Annotated in this window: 13 protein-coding genes and 1 riboswitch; of the genes, 8 read left to right on the top strand and 5 right to left on the bottom strand. The window is 68.0% G+C overall.

The features are described 5' to 3' along the window. Positions 1-154: 154 nt before the first annotated feature. From Pla108_RS00835 to Pla108_RS00830, 3 genes are all read right to left on the bottom strand, one after another. Positions 155-814 carry a hypothetical protein gene (locus Pla108_RS00835; RefSeq protein WP_146441548.1) on the bottom strand — a complete coding sequence of 220 codons (660 nt, stop codon included), beginning with the start codon at positions 812-814 and terminating at the stop codon, positions 155-157. A 21-nt stretch (positions 815-835) separates the two neighbouring features. Next, on the bottom strand, positions 836-1,009 hold the full coding sequence (locus Pla108_RS20720) for a hypothetical protein (protein ID WP_197526118.1): 174 nt from the start codon (positions 1,007-1,009) through the stop codon (positions 836-838). A gap of 212 nt (positions 1,010-1,221) precedes the next feature. Then, the gene (locus tag Pla108_RS00830) at positions 1,222-2,163 is read right to left on the bottom strand and encodes a FliM/FliN family flagellar motor C-terminal domain-containing protein (RefSeq protein WP_146441546.1); all 942 of its coding nucleotides are present in this window, start codon (positions 2,161-2,163) and stop codon (positions 1,222-1,224) included. 230 nt (positions 2,164-2,393) lie between these two features. On the opposite strand from Pla108_RS00830, the gene Pla108_RS00825 reads away from it, so the two are divergent. Next, positions 2,394-3,617, top strand: a complete 1,224-nt coding sequence (locus Pla108_RS00825) for a metallophosphoesterase family protein (protein WP_197526117.1) — start codon at positions 2,394-2,396, stop codon at positions 3,615-3,617. Between the two features lie 77 nt (positions 3,618-3,694). Continuing rightward, positions 3,695-7,375 (top strand): AAA family ATPase, encoded by a 3,681-nt coding sequence (locus Pla108_RS00820; RefSeq protein WP_146441542.1) that lies wholly within the window; start codon positions 3,695-3,697, stop codon positions 7,373-7,375. On the opposite strand, the gene Pla108_RS20715 is transcribed toward Pla108_RS00820, so the two are convergent. Together Pla108_RS20715 and Pla108_RS00805 are read right to left on the bottom strand one after the other, a co-directional pair. Then, the gene (locus tag Pla108_RS20715) at positions 7,372-8,319 is read right to left on the bottom strand and encodes a hypothetical protein (RefSeq protein WP_197526116.1); all 948 of its coding nucleotides are present in this window, start codon (positions 8,317-8,319) and stop codon (positions 7,372-7,374) included. The two genes, Pla108_RS00820 and Pla108_RS20715, sit on opposite strands and share 4 nt — an antisense overlap. 254 nt (positions 8,320-8,573) lie before the next feature. Continuing rightward, a complete protein-coding gene (locus Pla108_RS00805) occupies positions 8,574-10,049 on the bottom strand; it encodes an RNA polymerase sigma factor RpoD/SigA (RefSeq protein ID WP_146441538.1) in 1,476 nt (491 codons plus the stop codon). A gap of 295 nt (positions 10,050-10,344) precedes the next feature. Here Pla108_RS00805 and Pla108_RS00800 point away from each other — a divergent pair, with 295 nt between their 5' ends. The 6 genes from Pla108_RS00800 (at position 10,345) to Pla108_RS00775 (ending at position 15,827) form a co-directional block, all read left to right on the top strand. After that, positions 10,345-11,217, top strand: a complete 873-nt coding sequence (locus Pla108_RS00800; protein WP_146441536.1) for an acyclic terpene utilization AtuA family protein — start codon at positions 10,345-10,347, stop codon at positions 11,215-11,217. 61 nt (positions 11,218-11,278) lie between these two features. Continuing rightward, a complete protein-coding gene (locus Pla108_RS00795) occupies positions 11,279-12,070 on the top strand; it encodes an enoyl-CoA hydratase/isomerase family protein (RefSeq protein WP_146441534.1) in 792 nt (263 codons plus the stop codon). A gap of 314 nt (positions 12,071-12,384) precedes the next feature. Further along, positions 12,385-12,478: riboswitch (cyclic di-GMP riboswitch) on the top strand. A 56-nt stretch (positions 12,479-12,534) separates the two neighbouring features. Further along, complete coding sequence (locus Pla108_RS00790; RefSeq protein WP_146441532.1) at positions 12,535-12,720, top strand: hypothetical protein; 186 nt, start codon at positions 12,535-12,537, stop codon at positions 12,718-12,720. A 327-nt stretch (positions 12,721-13,047) separates the two neighbouring features. Next, positions 13,048-13,221 (top strand): 50S ribosomal protein L33, encoded by a 174-nt coding sequence (gene rpmG, locus Pla108_RS00785; RefSeq protein WP_146441530.1) that lies wholly within the window; start codon positions 13,048-13,050, stop codon positions 13,219-13,221. A gap of 141 nt (positions 13,222-13,362) precedes the next feature. After that, positions 13,363-15,135, top strand: a complete 1,773-nt coding sequence (gene recJ, locus Pla108_RS00780; protein WP_146441528.1) for a single-stranded-DNA-specific exonuclease RecJ — start codon at positions 13,363-13,365, stop codon at positions 15,133-15,135. A 38-nt stretch (positions 15,136-15,173) separates the two neighbouring features. Beyond that, entirely contained in the window at positions 15,174-15,827 is a 654-nt protein-coding gene (locus Pla108_RS00775; protein ID WP_146441526.1) for an REP-associated tyrosine transposase, read from the top strand. Positions 15,828-16,041: the final 214 nt, after the last annotated feature.

Raw genomic sequence — 16,041 nt, 5'->3', positions numbered from 1 at the left:
GCCGCTGAGGAGCGGCGTCGCGCGTTGCCGGAAGTCGGCCGGGTGACCGATGTTTCCCCCCGTGGGGTTGGATCTCGCAGAAGTTAGGAGAGTCCTCAATGAAGTTTCAGATGCTGGGAGCGCTGCTGCTGAGCGTCTCTCTAGTTGGCCAAAGCTACGGCGGTGGTCTGCTAGGGAAGCTCTGCGGTGGTTGTGGCTCCGCGTGTTGTTCGGACGCTTGCGATCCGAGCTGTGGATGTGACGACGGTTGCTGTGAGCCTTCGTGCTGTGCAGCCGACCCGAGCTGCGGTTGCGACTCGGGATGCTGTGGTGAGCCCTCGTGCTGTGCCGAGCCCTCTTGCTGCGATCCTTGCTGCAAGAAGCCGTGCCTGCTCGACAAGCTGTTCGGCAAGCTGAAGTGCCACAAGTCGTGCTGCAGCGATTGCTGTGAGCCCTCTTGCTGTGCCGATCCCAGCTGCTGTGCCGACCCCAGCTGCTGTGCGTCGGATTGCGGTTGCGAGCCCTCGTGCTGTGCCGCTGACCCGTCGTGCTGTGCGGCGTCTTCGTGCTGCGATCCTTGCTGCAAGAAGCCGTGCCTGCTCGACAAGCTGTTTGGCAAGCTGAAGTGCCACAAGTCGTGCTGCAGCGATTGCTGCGAGCCCTCTTGCTGTGCCGACCCCAGCTGCTGTGCCGGTTCGGGCTGCTGTGGCGCCGAGCCCAGCTGCTGTGCGTCGGACTGCGGTTGCGAGCCCTCGTGCTGTGCCGCTGACCCGTCGTGCTGTGCGGCGTCCTCTTGCTGCTCGCCTTGCTGCAAGAAGCCGTGCCTGCTCGACAAGCTGTTCGGCAAGATGAAGTGTCACAAGTCGTGCTGCAGCGATTGCTGTGAGCCGTCTTGCTGTGCCGATCCCAGCTGCGGCTGCGATGCCGGCTGCTGCGAGCCGTCGTGCGGCGCCGCTGGTTGCGGTTGCGGTTCGGCCTCGTACGCCCCGGCTTCGGCTCCGGCCGCTGCCCCGGCTCCGGTTCGCGCCACCGAAGAAGCGGCTCCGATGCCGCCCGCCCCGATGGCCGACCCGAACGCCTCGATCGGTCGTCAGCGTGACGTCGTTCGTGTCAGCTTCGCCCGCTGAGCTCCGGCTCAGGGTAGCGACGCTGAGGCAACTCGGCTGAGATAAAAGACACCGGCCCGTGCGGGGAAACCCGCGCGGGCCGGTTCTTTTCGTTTAATGCGGTGCGGCCCGCGACTCACGCGCGCGCTCGCGGCGGCAGCATCGGCCGGAAGTGCTCGTCGGGCAGAATCATCTTCTGCACCCGGATGCCGAAACGCTCGCCCACCTTGACCGCCTCGCCACTAGCAACGGGCCGGTTGCCGACCGTCAGTTCGAGCGGCGCGTCGCACGCCTTGTCGAAGGTGATGATCGAACCGGGGCCCAGCTCAACGACTTCGGACAGCGGGATCTTCTTTCCCGCCAGGTTGACCGAGACCGGCACCGTGACACGCAACGCCGAGAGGGCGTTGGGGGGCAGATCGCGGAGGTCGCGCGGCGGCGGTCCGTTCCAACGCAGCACACGCGACCGCGGGCCCAATTCCTCCGCCGGGGGCTCGTCCACGGGGGCGGCCGCTTCCAGCGCCGGAGCCGCGGGCGCCGGCGCCTCGGCGGGGGCGGCTTCTGGAGCCGCCGCGTCTCCGAAGGCGGCGTCGGCGTTCGCGACGGGCCAAACGAGCGTCATTTGTGTCAGCGCTTCGCCACGGGCGAGCTCGATCGGCGCCGCCGTCGCGTCGGTTGCGGGCTCCGACCGCCCCGCCGCCGCCGCTAGGTCGTCGACCCACTTGCCGTCGAACGAGTCGGCCATCAGCGTGTCGGGGACCAGCAGCATGCTCAGCTCTTGGCCGAGCGTGTTGAGCTTGCTCTGCCCCGTGGGGTCGGGCGCCTTGGTCCAGTCCGGGATCAGCCCCCCGGAGGCTGGCAGCACCGCTAGCATCTGCTCGGCGCCGAACTTGAACGCGAAGACGAGCCCGCCCCCGGCCAACGCCTCGGCGGATACCGACGCAAACGGCGTCGGTTCGCCCGCTTTGAGCACGAAATCACCGTCCAACGCCCGGCCGAGGGCCCCGGCCGCCTCTTCGGCGTTCTCGGTGCAGGCGGCGACCACCTGGGCGGCGAGTTCGGGTGTCAGATCGGCCACGGCACAGACGAGTTGGGTAGAGCGGATGGTCCCTCCTGGTCGTTATCGGCGCCCTAACCGTCAAACTTTGCCAAGCCCCGGCCGACGCCCCGATCTCGACAGAATGCGCGCGGCGCCCGCATCTGAAGTTGGTGGATCGTCGGATTATGGGTAGATTTTGGCGACTGGGCGGACCCGGCGGGCCGGGCGCGCCCTCGACCGCTCCCCTCACCCCACGCAAGGAGGCGTTGATGGCGACGCAGCCGGTGCGGCTCGTTCATGCGAGCGACCTACGCCTCGATCGACCGCTTTACGGCCTCGCCGAGGCGCCAAACGACCTGCGCGAGCTGCTCCGCGACGCGCCGCTCGAGGCGGCCGAGCGGGTCTTCGACACGGCGCTCGCCGAGAACGCCGACGCCCTGCTGCTGGCCGGCGACGTGCTCGACGCGCGACGCGCCTCGCCACGGGTTGCCGCCTTCCTGCTGAATCAATTCAGCCGGCTCGAGAAGCGTGGCGTCCGCGTCTTCTGGGCCGGCGGCGAGTGCGACCCGCCCGACGCCTGGCCCCGCACCGAGCGGCTGCCCGATAACGTGACCGTCTTCCCGGTCGGCCGCGTCGAGTCGCATGAGCTGCGGCGCGGCGACGCGGTGGTGGCGATTGTCCAAGGGATTAGCAAGCCGGGCGACCGTGAGGTCGACGCCAGCGGCTTCCGTCGCGACGCGCACGGCCGCTTCACGGTCGGCGTCGCGTACGGCACCAGCGACGCCCCCGGCAAGGAAGGGGACCGCGTCGACTACATGGCGCTCGGCGGCCGTTCGCGTCGAGCGACGGTCGATCACGAGCCGGGGGTCGCTCACTACGCGGGCTCGCCGCAGGGACGCTGCCCCACCGACCAAGGCCCGTCGGGCTGCACCGTCGTGCAGGTCGACGAGTCGGGCAAAGCCAAGACGCGCTTCGTCGCTACCGACATCGTCCGTTGGCACGAGGAAACCGTCGAGTTCACCGCCGGCGTCAACGCAGAACAGCTCCGCACCCGGTTGCGAGAACGGCTCGACAAGGTGCGTGGCCGCGCCCAAGGCGTTCATCAATTGATCGCTTGGCGTCTGGAGGGGGTCGGCCCGATCGTCGCCCAACTCCGCCCCGATGGCCTGTCGGGCGAGCTGCTTGCCGACTTGCAGAAGCACGCCGGCCGCGAGAAGCCGCTCTGCTGGACCTACGCGGTGACCTGCCGATCGCGCTACGAGCCGCCGCACGAGCAACTCGACCAAGAGACGATCCTCGGCGACCTGCTGCGGCAAGTCGACGTGATGCGCAACAACGAGGCGTTCGTTCTCGACCTCGCCGGGATGCTCCCCAAGCCGCTCCCCGACCCGTCGCTGGCGTCGGTGGCGCAGACCAAAACCGCCAACGAACGAGTCGACCTGTTCAACGACGCCGCCAAACTCGGCGTGGCGTTGATGACAGAAGAGGCCTGAGGCTTGAGCGGTGAGACCCGAGTCAAGGTCTCGCAGCGCAACCCTCCAGCCTTACGCCTCAAGCCTCACCCCTCCCCATGAAACTCACCGATCTCCACGTCGACGGCTTCGGCGTCTGGCGCGACCTGCGTCTCAGCGAGCTCTCGCCCACCATCACGGTCCTGTACGGGCCGAACGAAGCGGGCAAGACGACGTTGATGCACTTCCTGCGCGCGATGCTGTATGGCGTCACCGCCGAGCGGCGCGAGCGCTACTTGCCGCCGCGCGAAGGGGGCCGTCCGGGCGGGTCGTTGGGGCTGCTGAGCGACGACGGCGCCTTTGATGTCGAGCGCTACGTCGAACGGGGCGACGGCGACCGTGGCCGCGTGTCGATCACCCTCCCCGACGGCGAGCAGCAAGGCGACCGCCTGCTGCGCGACGCGCTGGAGTCGGTCGACGAGCGGACCTATTGCAACGTCTTCGCGATCGGCCTCGACGAGATCAACGAGCTCGGCGCGCTCGAGGGCGCCGAGGCGGCACGGTGGATCTATCGGCTCACGTCGGGATTGGACCGCGTCTCGCTGTACGATGTCATCCAGGGGCTCCGCAAGAGCCGCAAGCAGCTCATCGGCCCGGCGGGCGAGTCGTCGATCATCGCCGACTTGCTTGGCAAACGCGACCGGCTGCAGACCGAGATCGACGAGCTCGTGATCGACTCGCGGCGGTGGAGCAAGCTGGCCGTTGAGATCGACGAGGTCGAGTCGCAATCGACCCAGCTACAGGCCGAGCTGAAGGAGACCGAGAAGCGCGCCCGCCGGATCGAGATAGCCCTGGGGCTCAAGCCGTTGTGGGCCGAACGCGAGCGTGTCGTCGAAGAACGCCGCCAGTACGAGAGCCTTCCCGACCTCGGCGACAAGCCGCTCACGCGGCTCGAAGAGCTGAACACGAAGGCCGGAGAGCACCAGCGTCAGCGGCACACGCTCCGCGGCCAGCGCCGCGAACTGCACAAGGAGATGCAAGAACTTGGCGTCAACGAGGTGCTGATGCGGAGCTGTTGTCGGCTCGACGCCCTCGGCGAGCAGCAGGACTGGCTCGCCGCGCTGGAGCGGCAGTCGGCCGAACTCGGCGAAGAGGTCGAGCGGCTCGACGCCCGCGTCGAGTCGGAAACGGCCCGGCTGGCGAAGCTGTGGCGGCACAAGCCGTCGCCCGAAGCGGCGCCGGAGCTCAACGACGACACCCTCGAGACGCTCAAGCCGGTTATCGAGTCGGTTGGTGACGCCGAGCGGATGGTCGCCGAGTCGAAGCGCGAGCTCGACGCGCTCCGCGGCCACGAGCGGAACTACGACGTGCAGCTCGAGGGCGCGCTGACGTCGAGCGAGAAGCTCGGTCTGCCGAACAACATTGAGGAAGCGGGCGAGCTCGTCTCGTCGCTCCGCCGGCGGCTGAAGGCGGAGCAGAAGGTCGAGCAGTCCCGCCGCACCGTCGCGGACCTTGCGGACCAGTGCGACCGACTCGTCGAACGCCAGGTGGTTCCGATCGAGTTGTTCGTGCTGCTGACGGCGGCGTTCTCGGCGGCGGCGGTCGTTGTGTTCTGGGGCTGGATCGCCCCGGCCGACACCAGCTGGATCAGCAAGTTCGGACTGCCCGCGTTGCTGGCGGCGGGTGGTTGCTGGTTCGCCCGTTACTTGATCGAAGACAACCGGGCGAACGAGCTCGATATCTGCCGCCAACAGCTCGAAGCAGCGGAGCAGCAGGTCCAACTCGTCCTTAAGGAGCTGGGCGTGCTCGATGACGAACTGCACCTCAACGAGGGCTCGGTCGTTGTCCGCCTGCAGCACGCCGAGAAGCATCTGGAAGAGCTCGAGCGGATGCTGCCGGTCGAGACCGAACGCCGCAAGGCGAGCCAGAAGACAGCCGCGTCGGAGGAGTTCTATCGCTCGGCGAAGGAAGAGCTCGCCCGGGCGGAGAAGGAATGGCGCGTGGCGCTGAAGTCGGTCGGCCTCCCCGACGAGACCACCGCCAGCGAGATCGAGAAGCTCGCCGGCCAGTACCGGTCGCTCGCCGAGATGCGGAGCCGGGCCGAAGCCAAGCAGGAAGAGATCGACCGCTGCGAGCGCGAGCACGAGAAGCTCGCCAAGCGGATCGTCGCGCTGGCCGAAGAGGCGGACCTCGTGCTGGACGATGCGGAGGTCCCCGACCAGCTCGAGCACTTGCTGAGCGAGCGCCGGTTGCAGCAGACCCGCATCGACCACCGCAAGAAGCTCCGCGACCGCTCGAAGGAGCTCAAGGAGCGCGAGCGGAAGCACGCCGCGCTGGCCGAACGCGTCGAGTCCGACCTGCAAGCCTTGTTCGCCCAGGCCCGCGCCGAGGACGAGCAGGCGTTCCGCCAGGTGGTCGCCGACATCGAGACCGCCGGGAAACTCGCCGAGAACTACGCCCGCCTGACGCGCGAGATCGCCGCCGCGATCGGCCCGCACGGGACCGAGGCCGACTTCGTCGAGCTGATGAACCGCGAGCGGGCCCTGCGGCTCGATGGCTTGTGGGCGGAGCTGACGTCCGAGCACGACACGCTCGAGAAACAGCTCCGCGAGCTCGCCGTCCGCAAGGCGACGCTCGAGAAAGAACGCCAAGCGATGGTCGAAGACACCACCGTCGCCGACAAGCAGGTCCAGCTCGACCTCATCGAGGCGCAGATCGCCGCCGCCGGCCAGCGCTGGCGCGAGCGGGCCGCTGTGGGCGCGATGCTCGAACTGATCCGCAACGACTACGAAGAGCACCGCCAGCCCGAGACGCTGCTCGAGGCGTCACGCTACCTGGAGCAGCTCACCCGCGGCCGCTACCCCCGCGTCTGGACGCCGCTGGCCGACGACATCCTCATGGTCGATACGGCCGACGGCGAGTCGCTACCGGTCGAAAGCCTCAGCCGCGGCACCCGCGAGCAGCTCTTCCTCAGCGTGCGGATGGCGTTGGTGGCGACCTTCGCCCGCCGCGGCGTCTCGCTGCCGATGATCCTCGACGATGTCCTCGTGAACTTCGACGACACCCGCGCCCGGATCGCGGCGAGTGTGCTCAGCGAGTTCGCGAAGGATGGCCACCAGGTGCTCCTCTTCACCTGCCACGAGCACGTGCGGCGGATGTTCAACGACCTGGCGGCCGACGTGCGGCGCCTGCCGAGCCGCTACGAAGAGGAGCCGCTCGAAGAGGCAATCGTTGAAGAAGAGGCGGTGGAAGAGATCGTCGAGCTTGAAGAGCCCGAGGTCGTCGAAGAGCCCGAGATTGCCGAAGAAGAAGCCGTCGAGACCGAACCCCCCGTCGTCGAACGGGTCGCCTACATCGACGCCGAGTACCTGCCGCTTGAGCCGGTCGTCGAGACACGCCGTGTGGTGGAGGTCATTGAGGCGCCCCAGGCCGAGCCGACCGTCATCGACGAGGCGGTTCCCGAAGCGTACGAACCCCTGCTAGCGGCCATCGACGTCGAAGAGCTCGCCTATGGACGTCTCACCGAAGAGGCGGACGGCATCGAGTACGGCCGATCCAGCACGTCGCGTGGCTACGGGACGCCCCGCAGTTTTTCCGCCGAGGAGGTCGAGCCGCCGCCGCGGGCTTCTTACCCGGTTGAGCACGGCGAAGAATTCGAAGCGTACGTCGTTAACGGAAACGGCGCCGCGCACGGCGCCGACGAATCGGACCCGTGGCGAGTCGTTGACGACGAAGCGGCGAACGCCTCGTGGCTCGACGAGGCGCAGGCCGCGTGGGCCGAGACGTCGAACGTCCGCTAGCGAACCGGCGTTGCTTCCGTGGACGCGGCTTCGTCAGCGGCCGCCGGCTCTTCGGCGGGCTCGTCGTAGGTGCGGCGATCGGTCATGCCTTCGGACGACATGCTCTGGTCGTCGTCGGGGGTCTGTTCCGTCGAGTCGCTCCGCTCCGACGCCCGCAACGCGGCGCGGCGGACCGCTTCGCCTTGGTAGGCGACCGCGGCCTGGATCTGGGCGGCGGTGAAGTAGGCGTTGCGGACGGTGCTCCGCTCGGTGCCGTCGAGCTTGGCGGCGAGCTCCTGCCAGCTCATGTTGTCGGTGTTGTGCCAAACGGCGGCCTGCGCCGCGTGGGGATCGACTTCGCCACGTCCGAGGGCGGCGAGGATCTCGATCACCGCGGGCTGCGACGACAGCTCGTCTTCGGCCGGGACGATCTTGTAGGGCTTCTTCGAGGAGGGGATCCGCTTGCCGTGCTCGAGGCAGAGCAGCGGGACGTTGATCTTGGCGGCCTTCTCCGGGGCGACGCTGAAGGCGCCACCGCCCACGCCGCCACCACCGCCGCCGAGACCGCCACCACCGCCACCGAGTCCGCCACCGCCGCCAACCGACTGCGTGGCGCCACCACCGCCGCCACCGCCCAAGCCGCCGCCACCGAACTGCTGGGCGAGGACCGGCACGCCGACGAACGCTTCGGGCATCCGGAAGTTGACCGGCTGGTCGGTCTTGTTCTCAACAATCACCCGACCTTGACGGTCGTTGCGGGCGACAAACGTCACGTCGACGAGGCCCTCGTCGATCGCGTCGAAGAGGTCGACGGGCTGCGCAGTCCCATCGCTGGCCGTGTCGTCGCTCATGACGGCGTCCGTCGCGGCGGGGCTGGCGGGCTCCGCGGCGTCGGTCTCGACCCAAGCCGAAACGAGGATCACGCTGGCGGCGAGCAACAAGTAGAGGGAAGCGCGAAGGCTCATCGAATCGGTTCCGTTAGCGGGGAGTTCGCAGGGGACGGAGCAACCGGCGCCACGGGGCGCAGTTTCTCCGGTTTCTCCAGATTAACCAGCGAGGTGGCCAGTTCCAAGCAATGGCGGAAAATCCCATTCAACCCGCCATTTCATTGCGTCTGAGCCGGGGGCGCTAGCCCTCGGTGGGAAGCGAGTACCCGGGGTCCACCGAGGGCTAGCGCCCACGGCTGAGACGTATCCAGGTGGTTCGCCGGCTGTTTGGCTCACATCTCGACGGGGATCTCGACGCCGTCCAGGAAGCTCGCCAGCGAGCGGCTCCGGTACGGCTGCTGCAGCTTGCGGACCGCCTTCGACTCGATCTGACGGACCCGTTCGCGGGTCACGCTGAAGATCTTGCCGACTTCTTCCAGGGTGTAGCTGTAGCCGTCGGTCAGGCCGTAGCGGAGCTTGATGATCTCCCGCTCGCGGTAGGTCAGCTCGGCCATCACGTCGTCGAGCCGCTCCTTGAGCATCTCTTGGTTGGCGTCGTACAGCGGGTCATCGTCGCGGTTCTCCTGGAGGAACTCGCCGAAGTAGTTGTCCTCCGAGTCGCCGACCGGCTGGTCGAGCGACAGCGGCTGGCGGGTCATCTTCAGGATGCAGGCGGCGTCGTCGAGCGTCATGCCGAGCATGTCGGCGATCTCTTCCGACGACGGCTCGCGGCCGTGGCTCTGGACGAACTCCGCCGTCGCGGTCCGCACCTTGCTCATCGTGTCGATCATGTGGACCGGCAGACGGATGGTGCGGCTCTGGTCGGCGATCGCCCGGGTGATCGCCTGGCGGATCCACCACGTGGCGTAGGTGCTGAACTTGTAGCCGCGGGCGTGCTCGAACTTGTCGACGGCCCGCATCAGGCCGGTGTTGCCCTCTTGGATGAGGTCGAGGAACGACAGGCCGCGGTTGCGGTACCGCTTGGCGATCGAGACCACCAACCGCAGGTTGGCCGCCGACAGGCGACGCTTGGCGGCGTCGTAACGCTCACGCCGCTCCTTGGTCCGGGCGACCAGGTGGGCCAGCGTCAGCGGGCTCTCCTGCGTGGCCCGCATCAGATAGCGTAGCTCGTGGCGGAGCTCGTCGGCGTGGGCCTCGTCGAGCAGCTTCTCGGGCTCGGCCAGCTGCTCCTTGATCGTCGCCATGCGGTGGCCGATCTCGTGGAGCTGGTCCATCAGGGGCAGCAGCCGCTGGAGGCGGAGGTTCATCTCCTCGACCAGCCGGACGATCTTGTTCCGACGGACCATCAGCCGGCGCCAAGCGGCGACCCGTTCTTTCTTCGGACGGCGTGAATCGACCGCCACGAGGAAATCGGCCGGGTTCATCTCCATCAGGGCGTTGACGGTGTGCAGGTTGGGGCCCAGACGGGCGAGCACCCGCTTCTTCTCCGCCGCGTTGGTGACGGAGATTTCGATGGTGCGGTCGAGCCGCAGCTCCTTGCGGTGCACCTTCTCGAGCAGGTCGATGGCGCCGCGGAGGATAAAGTCGTTGCGGAGCAGGGTCCGCCGGAACGAGGTCCGGGTCGCCTCGATCGCCTTGGCCGAGGAGACCTCTTCGTCCCGATTCAGCATGGGGATTTCACCCATCTGCATCAGGTACATCCGCACCGGGTCGTCGACGTGCGACTCGCTCGGGTTGTCGTCGTGCTGATTGCTCGAGGCAGTCGACGACCCGTTGGCCTTGGCGACAGATTTGGGGGCGGATTTCATGGTCTTCCGCTGAGGGCGCTGGGTGCGAGGCACGGCATACTCACGGACAGAGGCGTTGGACGAGAGGGCCTGTCAGGCGACGGGCCAGAGAGCGGTGACGCCCCAAGAAGCACGCGGCAGGCCAATGGGTCCGCAGAGGGCCCGGGTTCAACGCCAACTTCCTTGCTACCAAGGACTTACGGCTGCCGCTACACTTTGGTTCGCAGCGGGGGCCGTGATTGGCTGAGTCAGAAAGAGGACGCGGAACCTCCCCGTTGTTGCAAACAATCAACACGCGCCCGTCCCCGTCTGCTCGATGTCTTCTCCCGTCGCCGACGCCGCCACACTCGCCGCCGCGGCGCCTCCGGGCGGCGTTCTGGACCCGACCGACGACCTCATCAGCTCGGCCTATCTCGACCTGCGGACCGACCGTCCAGCGGTGGCGCGAAGCAAGCTGGCGACCGTCGCCCGGGCGTTCGGGCCGCGGCTCCGGATCCAAGGGGGTCTGCGGCTGTTGATCGCGACGGGCGACCTGGCGCCGGCCGAAGCGGCCTCCCGCTTCGCCCGCGCGGCTTTCCCCGAGGACGCCGCCGGGGGGCCGATGATCGCCGCGATCCGGGGCGAGAATGTCCTCGACCAGCTCGAAGCGTTCATCGCGGCCGGCTGCCAGCTTGAGGAGGGCGCCGGCAAGAAATCGTTGACCGAAGAGAATCGCCCCATCGTCGCCGCCCTCGCCCCAGCGACGTGGGCAGCCATCCAGTCCGCCTTCGCGGCGGGGGCGACGGTCGTCGTCAGTCGCTTCGCTCCGCCCGAGACGCTCCAGAGCGATCGCCCGGAAGCGAGCGACGTCGTTGCGGTCACGCTCAGCCTCGTTGAACAGTACGAGTTGTCGGCGTCGCTCCGCGAACGCCGGAAAGTCGATGGACTACCGATCTCTCTCCGGAAGAGCGTGACCGTCCGCGAAGGGCGGGGCGCCGACGCCGGGTACTTGATGGCAAGCGCCACGCAGTACGATCATTTGGTGGAGATCGCCGAGCGTGTCGAATTGGCGACCGGTCCGGGAGCGTTCGAGGTCCCGCTGAAGAGCCTGATTCAACCGAAGATAACGAAAGGCCAGGTCGTCGCGCCGGCCGCCCTCTTCGAGTTCGGCCACGACGCGCAGCCGGCAATTGATTGGGTCAAGGGATAGGGGCTCGCCGCCCGGCGTAAGACGCTGCTTTGCTAACAACTAACCGCTTGAAAGCTCCCCTATGATCATGCCTAGCGACGCCGTTGATGTCCGGGTCGACGGCCCTGTCGGCACCGTGCTGCTCAACCGCCCCGACTACGGCAACGCCCTGACGCGGGCGATGATGGCCGAGCTACGGCAGGCGATCGGCGACCTGCACCTCGAGAAGCGGGTCCGGGCCGTGATCCTCACCGGGGCGGGCGACACCTTTTGTGTCGGCCGTGACCTGGCCGAGTTGGCGGGGGGCGACGACCCGCTGGCCGACATGGCCCGCTGGGGCGCCGAGGCCGAGGAGTACCGCGACCTGTTGGTGGCGATGCTCGAGTTTCCCAAGCCGCTGATCGCCGCGGTGAACGGCCCCGCCACGGCCGGCGGCGCCGGGCTGGTGCTCGGCTGCGACGCCGTCATCGCCTCGGACCAAGCGACCTTCGGGTTCACCGAGCCGAAGCGGGGTTCGGTCGCCGGCGTCGCCGGGCCATTGCTCGCCCATCGGGCCGGAGCCGGAGTCGCCGCCCGGTTGCTGGTGACCGCCACGACGATCGCCGCCGCCGAGGCCCACCGGATCGGGCTCTACCACGAGCTCGTCGCGCACAACCTGCTTTGGGCCCGGGCGTTCGAACTTGGCAGCGAGTGCGCGACCGCGGCGCCCCAGGCCGTGATGCTCACCAAGCGGTTGCTCTACGACACGATCGGCGAGGTCCTCGGGCCGCAGCTCACCAGCGGGGCGGCGGTCAGCGCGACGTCGCGGACCACCGACAGCGCCAAAGAGGGGATCGCCGCCGAGGCGGAGGGACGCGCGCCGGAGTGGCCTTGAGGGTGGGGGGGCGTTCTGGGGACACGGGGCACTCCGCTTACTGCGTGCGCGGCTCTAAACGCTCCTGGAAAAGTTGCCTCGTGCCGCGCACGAAGTAAGCGGAGCCGCCCCAAAGGAGTTTTCTCCACATTTTCGCCCCTCGCGATTTGCCCACCCCCCGAACGCGACCTATTCCTTGAGTGCCGGGACATCGGTCGCGGCCCTCCCTCTTCCTTCAAACCCCTTTTTTCACGTTGCTCTAGGCTCCGCCTGCAACGCCCGTTGCAGGCTCGGCCGCCGGCAAGCCCCAGGATACCCCTGCGGCGTCGCTGGCGTATCGATCAAGGCAAACCCGTCGTGAGACGGGGACGCAAAGCCATGGGTCTTGCCGTCCGCTTCGTCGGACGCCCAGATCGCCAGGCCGCCGGGCGCTTGTCGTCGTCGTGCGGTATCCCGGGCTCCCCCATCAGCCACGGGACGATCCGATGCCCAGCCTGACCCCCTCGACCACGGGATTCTCTCCCTGGTCTCGTTGGTACGCGATCGCGGCCGACGCCCGGCTGATGACGCCCCCCAATACGCGGCATCCGCGTGACGAGGCGCCCCTGCCAGCGACCGCTGCCGCCCCCGCTCCGGCTGGCGGCGCCGCCAGCGGCGCATCGGCCGGCTAGCGGGCCCTTCCGCCTTGGGAGGGGCCTGCTGGGCCGAGGGTGTCCCCCAAGAGCCTGCCGCCCGGCGGGTTCCCTCCCTTTTCATTCCCGATTCGGCCCGCCTTTTTTCACGAGAGCGGCCCGCCGACCGGCTCTCGCCACCCCGATTCGGGCGAATCGGCTCTTTTCCGCCGGCCCCGCGGGCGATACGCTACGGGACTCGGCTGCGGCCCCGGGCGACGGCTCCCCCGTCTCGCCCCGGTAGGCGGCCCAGGCGAGCGAGTCGGCGCCGAACCACACCGGTTCGCGGCGCCCCGTCAGTTTCCCTAGATCTCAGCGAGCGCGGCGATGGCCAAGACGGGCAAGCGGAAGAAGAAGGTCGAGACCGTGTTCCTCGTGTGCGAGGAAACCGGCGACTACAACTACACCATCCGTCGCAAGCCGGGCGGAGAGAAGCTCAAGCTGAAGCGCTTTTGCCCGCGGCTCCGCCGCCACACGCTGCACATCGAGAAGAAGAAGTAAACGCCCGGCGAGGCTCGCTGCGGGTCTTCAAGGCTGGCCTCTCGATGGCTCGAAGTTGGAAGGGGGAAGTTGGAAGTGGGAGCCGCCTTGGCTGGCACTTTCCCACTTCGCACTTCCGACTTCCCACTTTGCAAGGACGGCATGACGCGCCTTTGGCGGATCGCGACGCACGACCCGGCTCGCATCGCCGAGTTGCAGCGGTCGGCCGGCCTGCCGCCCGTCGTCGCCCAGCTGCTCGCCGCCCGGGGCATTCTTGACCCGGACGAGGCGCGCGAGTTCCTCGAGCCGAAGCTCACCGGGCTCCGCGACCCCGAGCTGCTGCCCGGCGTGCCCCAGGCCGCCGACCAAGTCCGCGACGCGATCCGGGCCGGCGAGAAGATCGTCATCTACGGCGACTACGACGCCGACGGCATGACCTCCGCAGCGATCCTGCTCCGCTGCCTGCGGCTGCTCGGCGCCGACGCCCGCTTCTATGTGCCGCACCGCATCGAGGAAGGCTACGGCCTCAACCACGAGGCGCTCCGCACCCTCGCCGGCCAGGGCGTCCGCACGGTCATCACCGTCGACTGCGGCGTCGCCAGCGTCGCCGAGGCCGACACGGCCCGCGAGCTCGGCCTACGGCTGATCATCACCGACCATCACAAGATGGCCGACCGACTGCCCGACGCCGCGGCGATCGTCCACCCGCAGCTGCCGACCACCGACGGCGGCGCTTATCCCTTCTTCGGCCTCTGCGGCGCCGCGGTGGCGTTCAAGCTCGCTTGGGCGCTCTGCCAACGCTCGTGCGACGGCCACGGCGCAGAGGGCCCCAAACGGGTCAACGGCCCGATGCGGCGGTTCCTGTTGCAGGCGACCGGCCTGGCGGCCATCGGCACCGTCGCCGATGTCGTGCCGCTCATCGACGAGAACCGCATCCTCGTGCGGCACGGTCTCGCGGCGCTGCGGCACTCACCGGTCGTCGGCTTCGCCGCCCTCGAACAGGTCGCCCAGCTCACCAAGAAGCCCGAGCTGCAGGGCGAGGACCTCGGCTTCTCGATCGCCCCGCGGCTCAACGCGGCCGGCCGACTCGGCCAGGCGGAGCTCGGCGTCGAGCTGCTGACGACCGACGACCCGGCCCGCGCCGCCGAGCTCGCCAAGTACGTCGATGAGCTCAACGAGACCCGCAAGAGCGTCGAGCGCTCGGTCTTGCTGGCCGCCCGCAAGCAGGCGAAGGAGCGCTTCGACCCCGACAACGACCCCGCCCTGGTGCTCGCCGACCGCGACTGGCACCCGGGCGTCATCGGCATCGTCGCCGGCAAGCTGGCCGAGCAGTACGGCAAGCCGGTGGTGGTGGCTTCGCTCGACAAGCTTGGCGCCAAGCCGGCGATCGGCTCGGGCCGCAGCGTCCCCGGTTTTGATTTGGCGGCCGCGTTCAACGCCGCCGGCGAGCACCTTGTCAGTCACGGCGGCCACGCCGCCGCCGCGGGCCTGCGGGTCGAGGAGTCGCAGCTCGACGCCTTCCGCGCCGCGTTCTGCGCCCACGCCGCCGAAAGGCTCGGCGACAACGGCGCGCTGTTGGAGCTGGCGATCGACGCCGAGGCGCCCCTCTCGTCGCTAACGCACCAGATCGTCACCCAAATCGAACGGCTCGCCCCGTTCGGCAACGGCAATCTGCGGCCGACCTTATGCGCAACCGGCGTCCGCCTCGCCGGCCCGCCGCGCCGCATGGGAGGCGCCGGCCGCCACCTCTCGGTCGACCTCGAACAAGCGGGCGTCAAACTCCGCGCGGTGGCGTTCGGCGCCGGCGACCGCGAAGAAGAGCTTTTGAGGCTCGACGGCCCGATCGAGATCGCCTTCCGCCCGGTGATCAACACGTTTCGAGGTTACCGCACGGTGGAGATGCACCTGACGGATTGGAAAGCGGAGACGCGGTGAGGGCAGTTGAAGGGTGCCATGCCCACGCTCGCGTGGGCATGCGAACGACCGAGAGGTTTTCCCTTGAAGTCAACTGCCAGCGATATCAAACTCTCAACATGCCGCCGCATCGGAAGACTTGCCGACGATACGACAACCCCGGCGACGCCCACTTTCTAACGTTCTCTTGTTTCCAACGCCGTGCGCTGCTGAATAGTGACCGGTCGCGGGAATGGCTTATTGACGCAATTCGCCTCGGGCAACAAAAGCGTCAGTTCGACCTCTGGGCCTTTGTCGTGATGCCCGAGCATGCGCATCTCATCGTGCTTCCACTCGGCGAGACAAAGATTTCGCAGATACTCACGACGATCAAGCAATCAACATCAAAACGCGCGTTGTTATGGTTGCGCGACAACGCACCGGACTTCCTAGAGAAACTCCGCGACATCCAGCCCAACGGCAAGGAAAGCCACCGCTTCTGGCAGCGTGGCGGCGGCTATGACCGGAATCTGCGATCGATCAACGACATTTACGAGAAGGTTGCCTACATCCACGACAACCCGGTCCGTCGAGGTCTGGCGCAAAGGGCGGTCGACTGGCGATGGTCGAGCGCGGCGGCGTGGTTGGATAATGGAGATGACCCATTATCGATCGACCGTGGAAGCGTTCCACCGCTGACAATCCTCGACGAGCGGGTTTATGATCGGGGATGACGAGGGATGGTTAGCGCAACGTACTTCTCATGCCCACGCGAGCGTGGGCATGGCATCTATGGAAAGTTAGCCGTCAACCCATTTTTGGGTTGTTCTTCGGATCGATGGCGGACGAGGTGCGCTCAGGCATCTATTCGGAGGTCGCCCTCGGTGGAACGCCTCCAGGAACGGTATTCGAGGGACGCCGCCATTCACCCGGTCGGCGATCGCGCCG

The organism is Botrimarina colliarenosi (assembly GCF_007859955.1).
In the GTDB taxonomy this organism is placed as follows: domain Bacteria; phylum Planctomycetota; class Planctomycetia; order Pirellulales; family Lacipirellulaceae; genus Botrimarina; species Botrimarina colliarenosi.
The sequence above is the reverse complement of the archived record's forward strand: the minus strand, read 5'-3'. Positions and strand labels throughout refer to the sequence as shown.

Bases quoted from the DNA above. Each gene is read 5' to 3' on its own strand.
- recJ (WP_146441528.1), top strand. From the start codon at position 13,363: ATGACGCGCCTTTGGCGGATCGCGACGCACGACCCGGCTCGCATCGCC.
- Pla108_RS20715 (WP_197526116.1), bottom strand. From the start codon at position 8,319: ATGAGCCTTCGCGCTTCCCTCTACTTGTTGCTCGCCGCCAGCGTGATC.
- Pla108_RS00805 (WP_146441538.1), bottom strand. From the start codon at position 10,049: ATGAAATCCGCCCCCAAATCTGTCGCCAAGGCCAACGGGTCGTCGACT.
- Pla108_RS00790 (WP_146441532.1), top strand. From the start codon at position 12,535: ATGCCCAGCCTGACCCCCTCGACCACGGGATTCTCTCCCTGGTCTCGT.
- rpmG (WP_146441530.1), top strand. From the start codon at position 13,048: ATGGCCAAGACGGGCAAGCGGAAGAAGAAGGTCGAGACCGTGTTCCTC.
- Pla108_RS00825 (WP_197526117.1), top strand. From the start codon at position 2,394: ATGGCGACGCAGCCGGTGCGGCTCGTTCATGCGAGCGACCTACGCCTC.
- Pla108_RS00775 (WP_146441526.1), top strand. From the start codon at position 15,174: ATGCGAACGACCGAGAGGTTTTCCCTTGAAGTCAACTGCCAGCGATAT.
- Pla108_RS00795 (WP_146441534.1), top strand. From the start codon at position 11,279: ATGATCATGCCTAGCGACGCCGTTGATGTCCGGGTCGACGGCCCTGTC.
- Pla108_RS00820 (WP_146441542.1), top strand. From the start codon at position 3,695: ATGAAACTCACCGATCTCCACGTCGACGGCTTCGGCGTCTGGCGCGAC.
- Pla108_RS00800 (WP_146441536.1), top strand. From the start codon at position 10,345: ATGTCTTCTCCCGTCGCCGACGCCGCCACACTCGCCGCCGCGGCGCCT.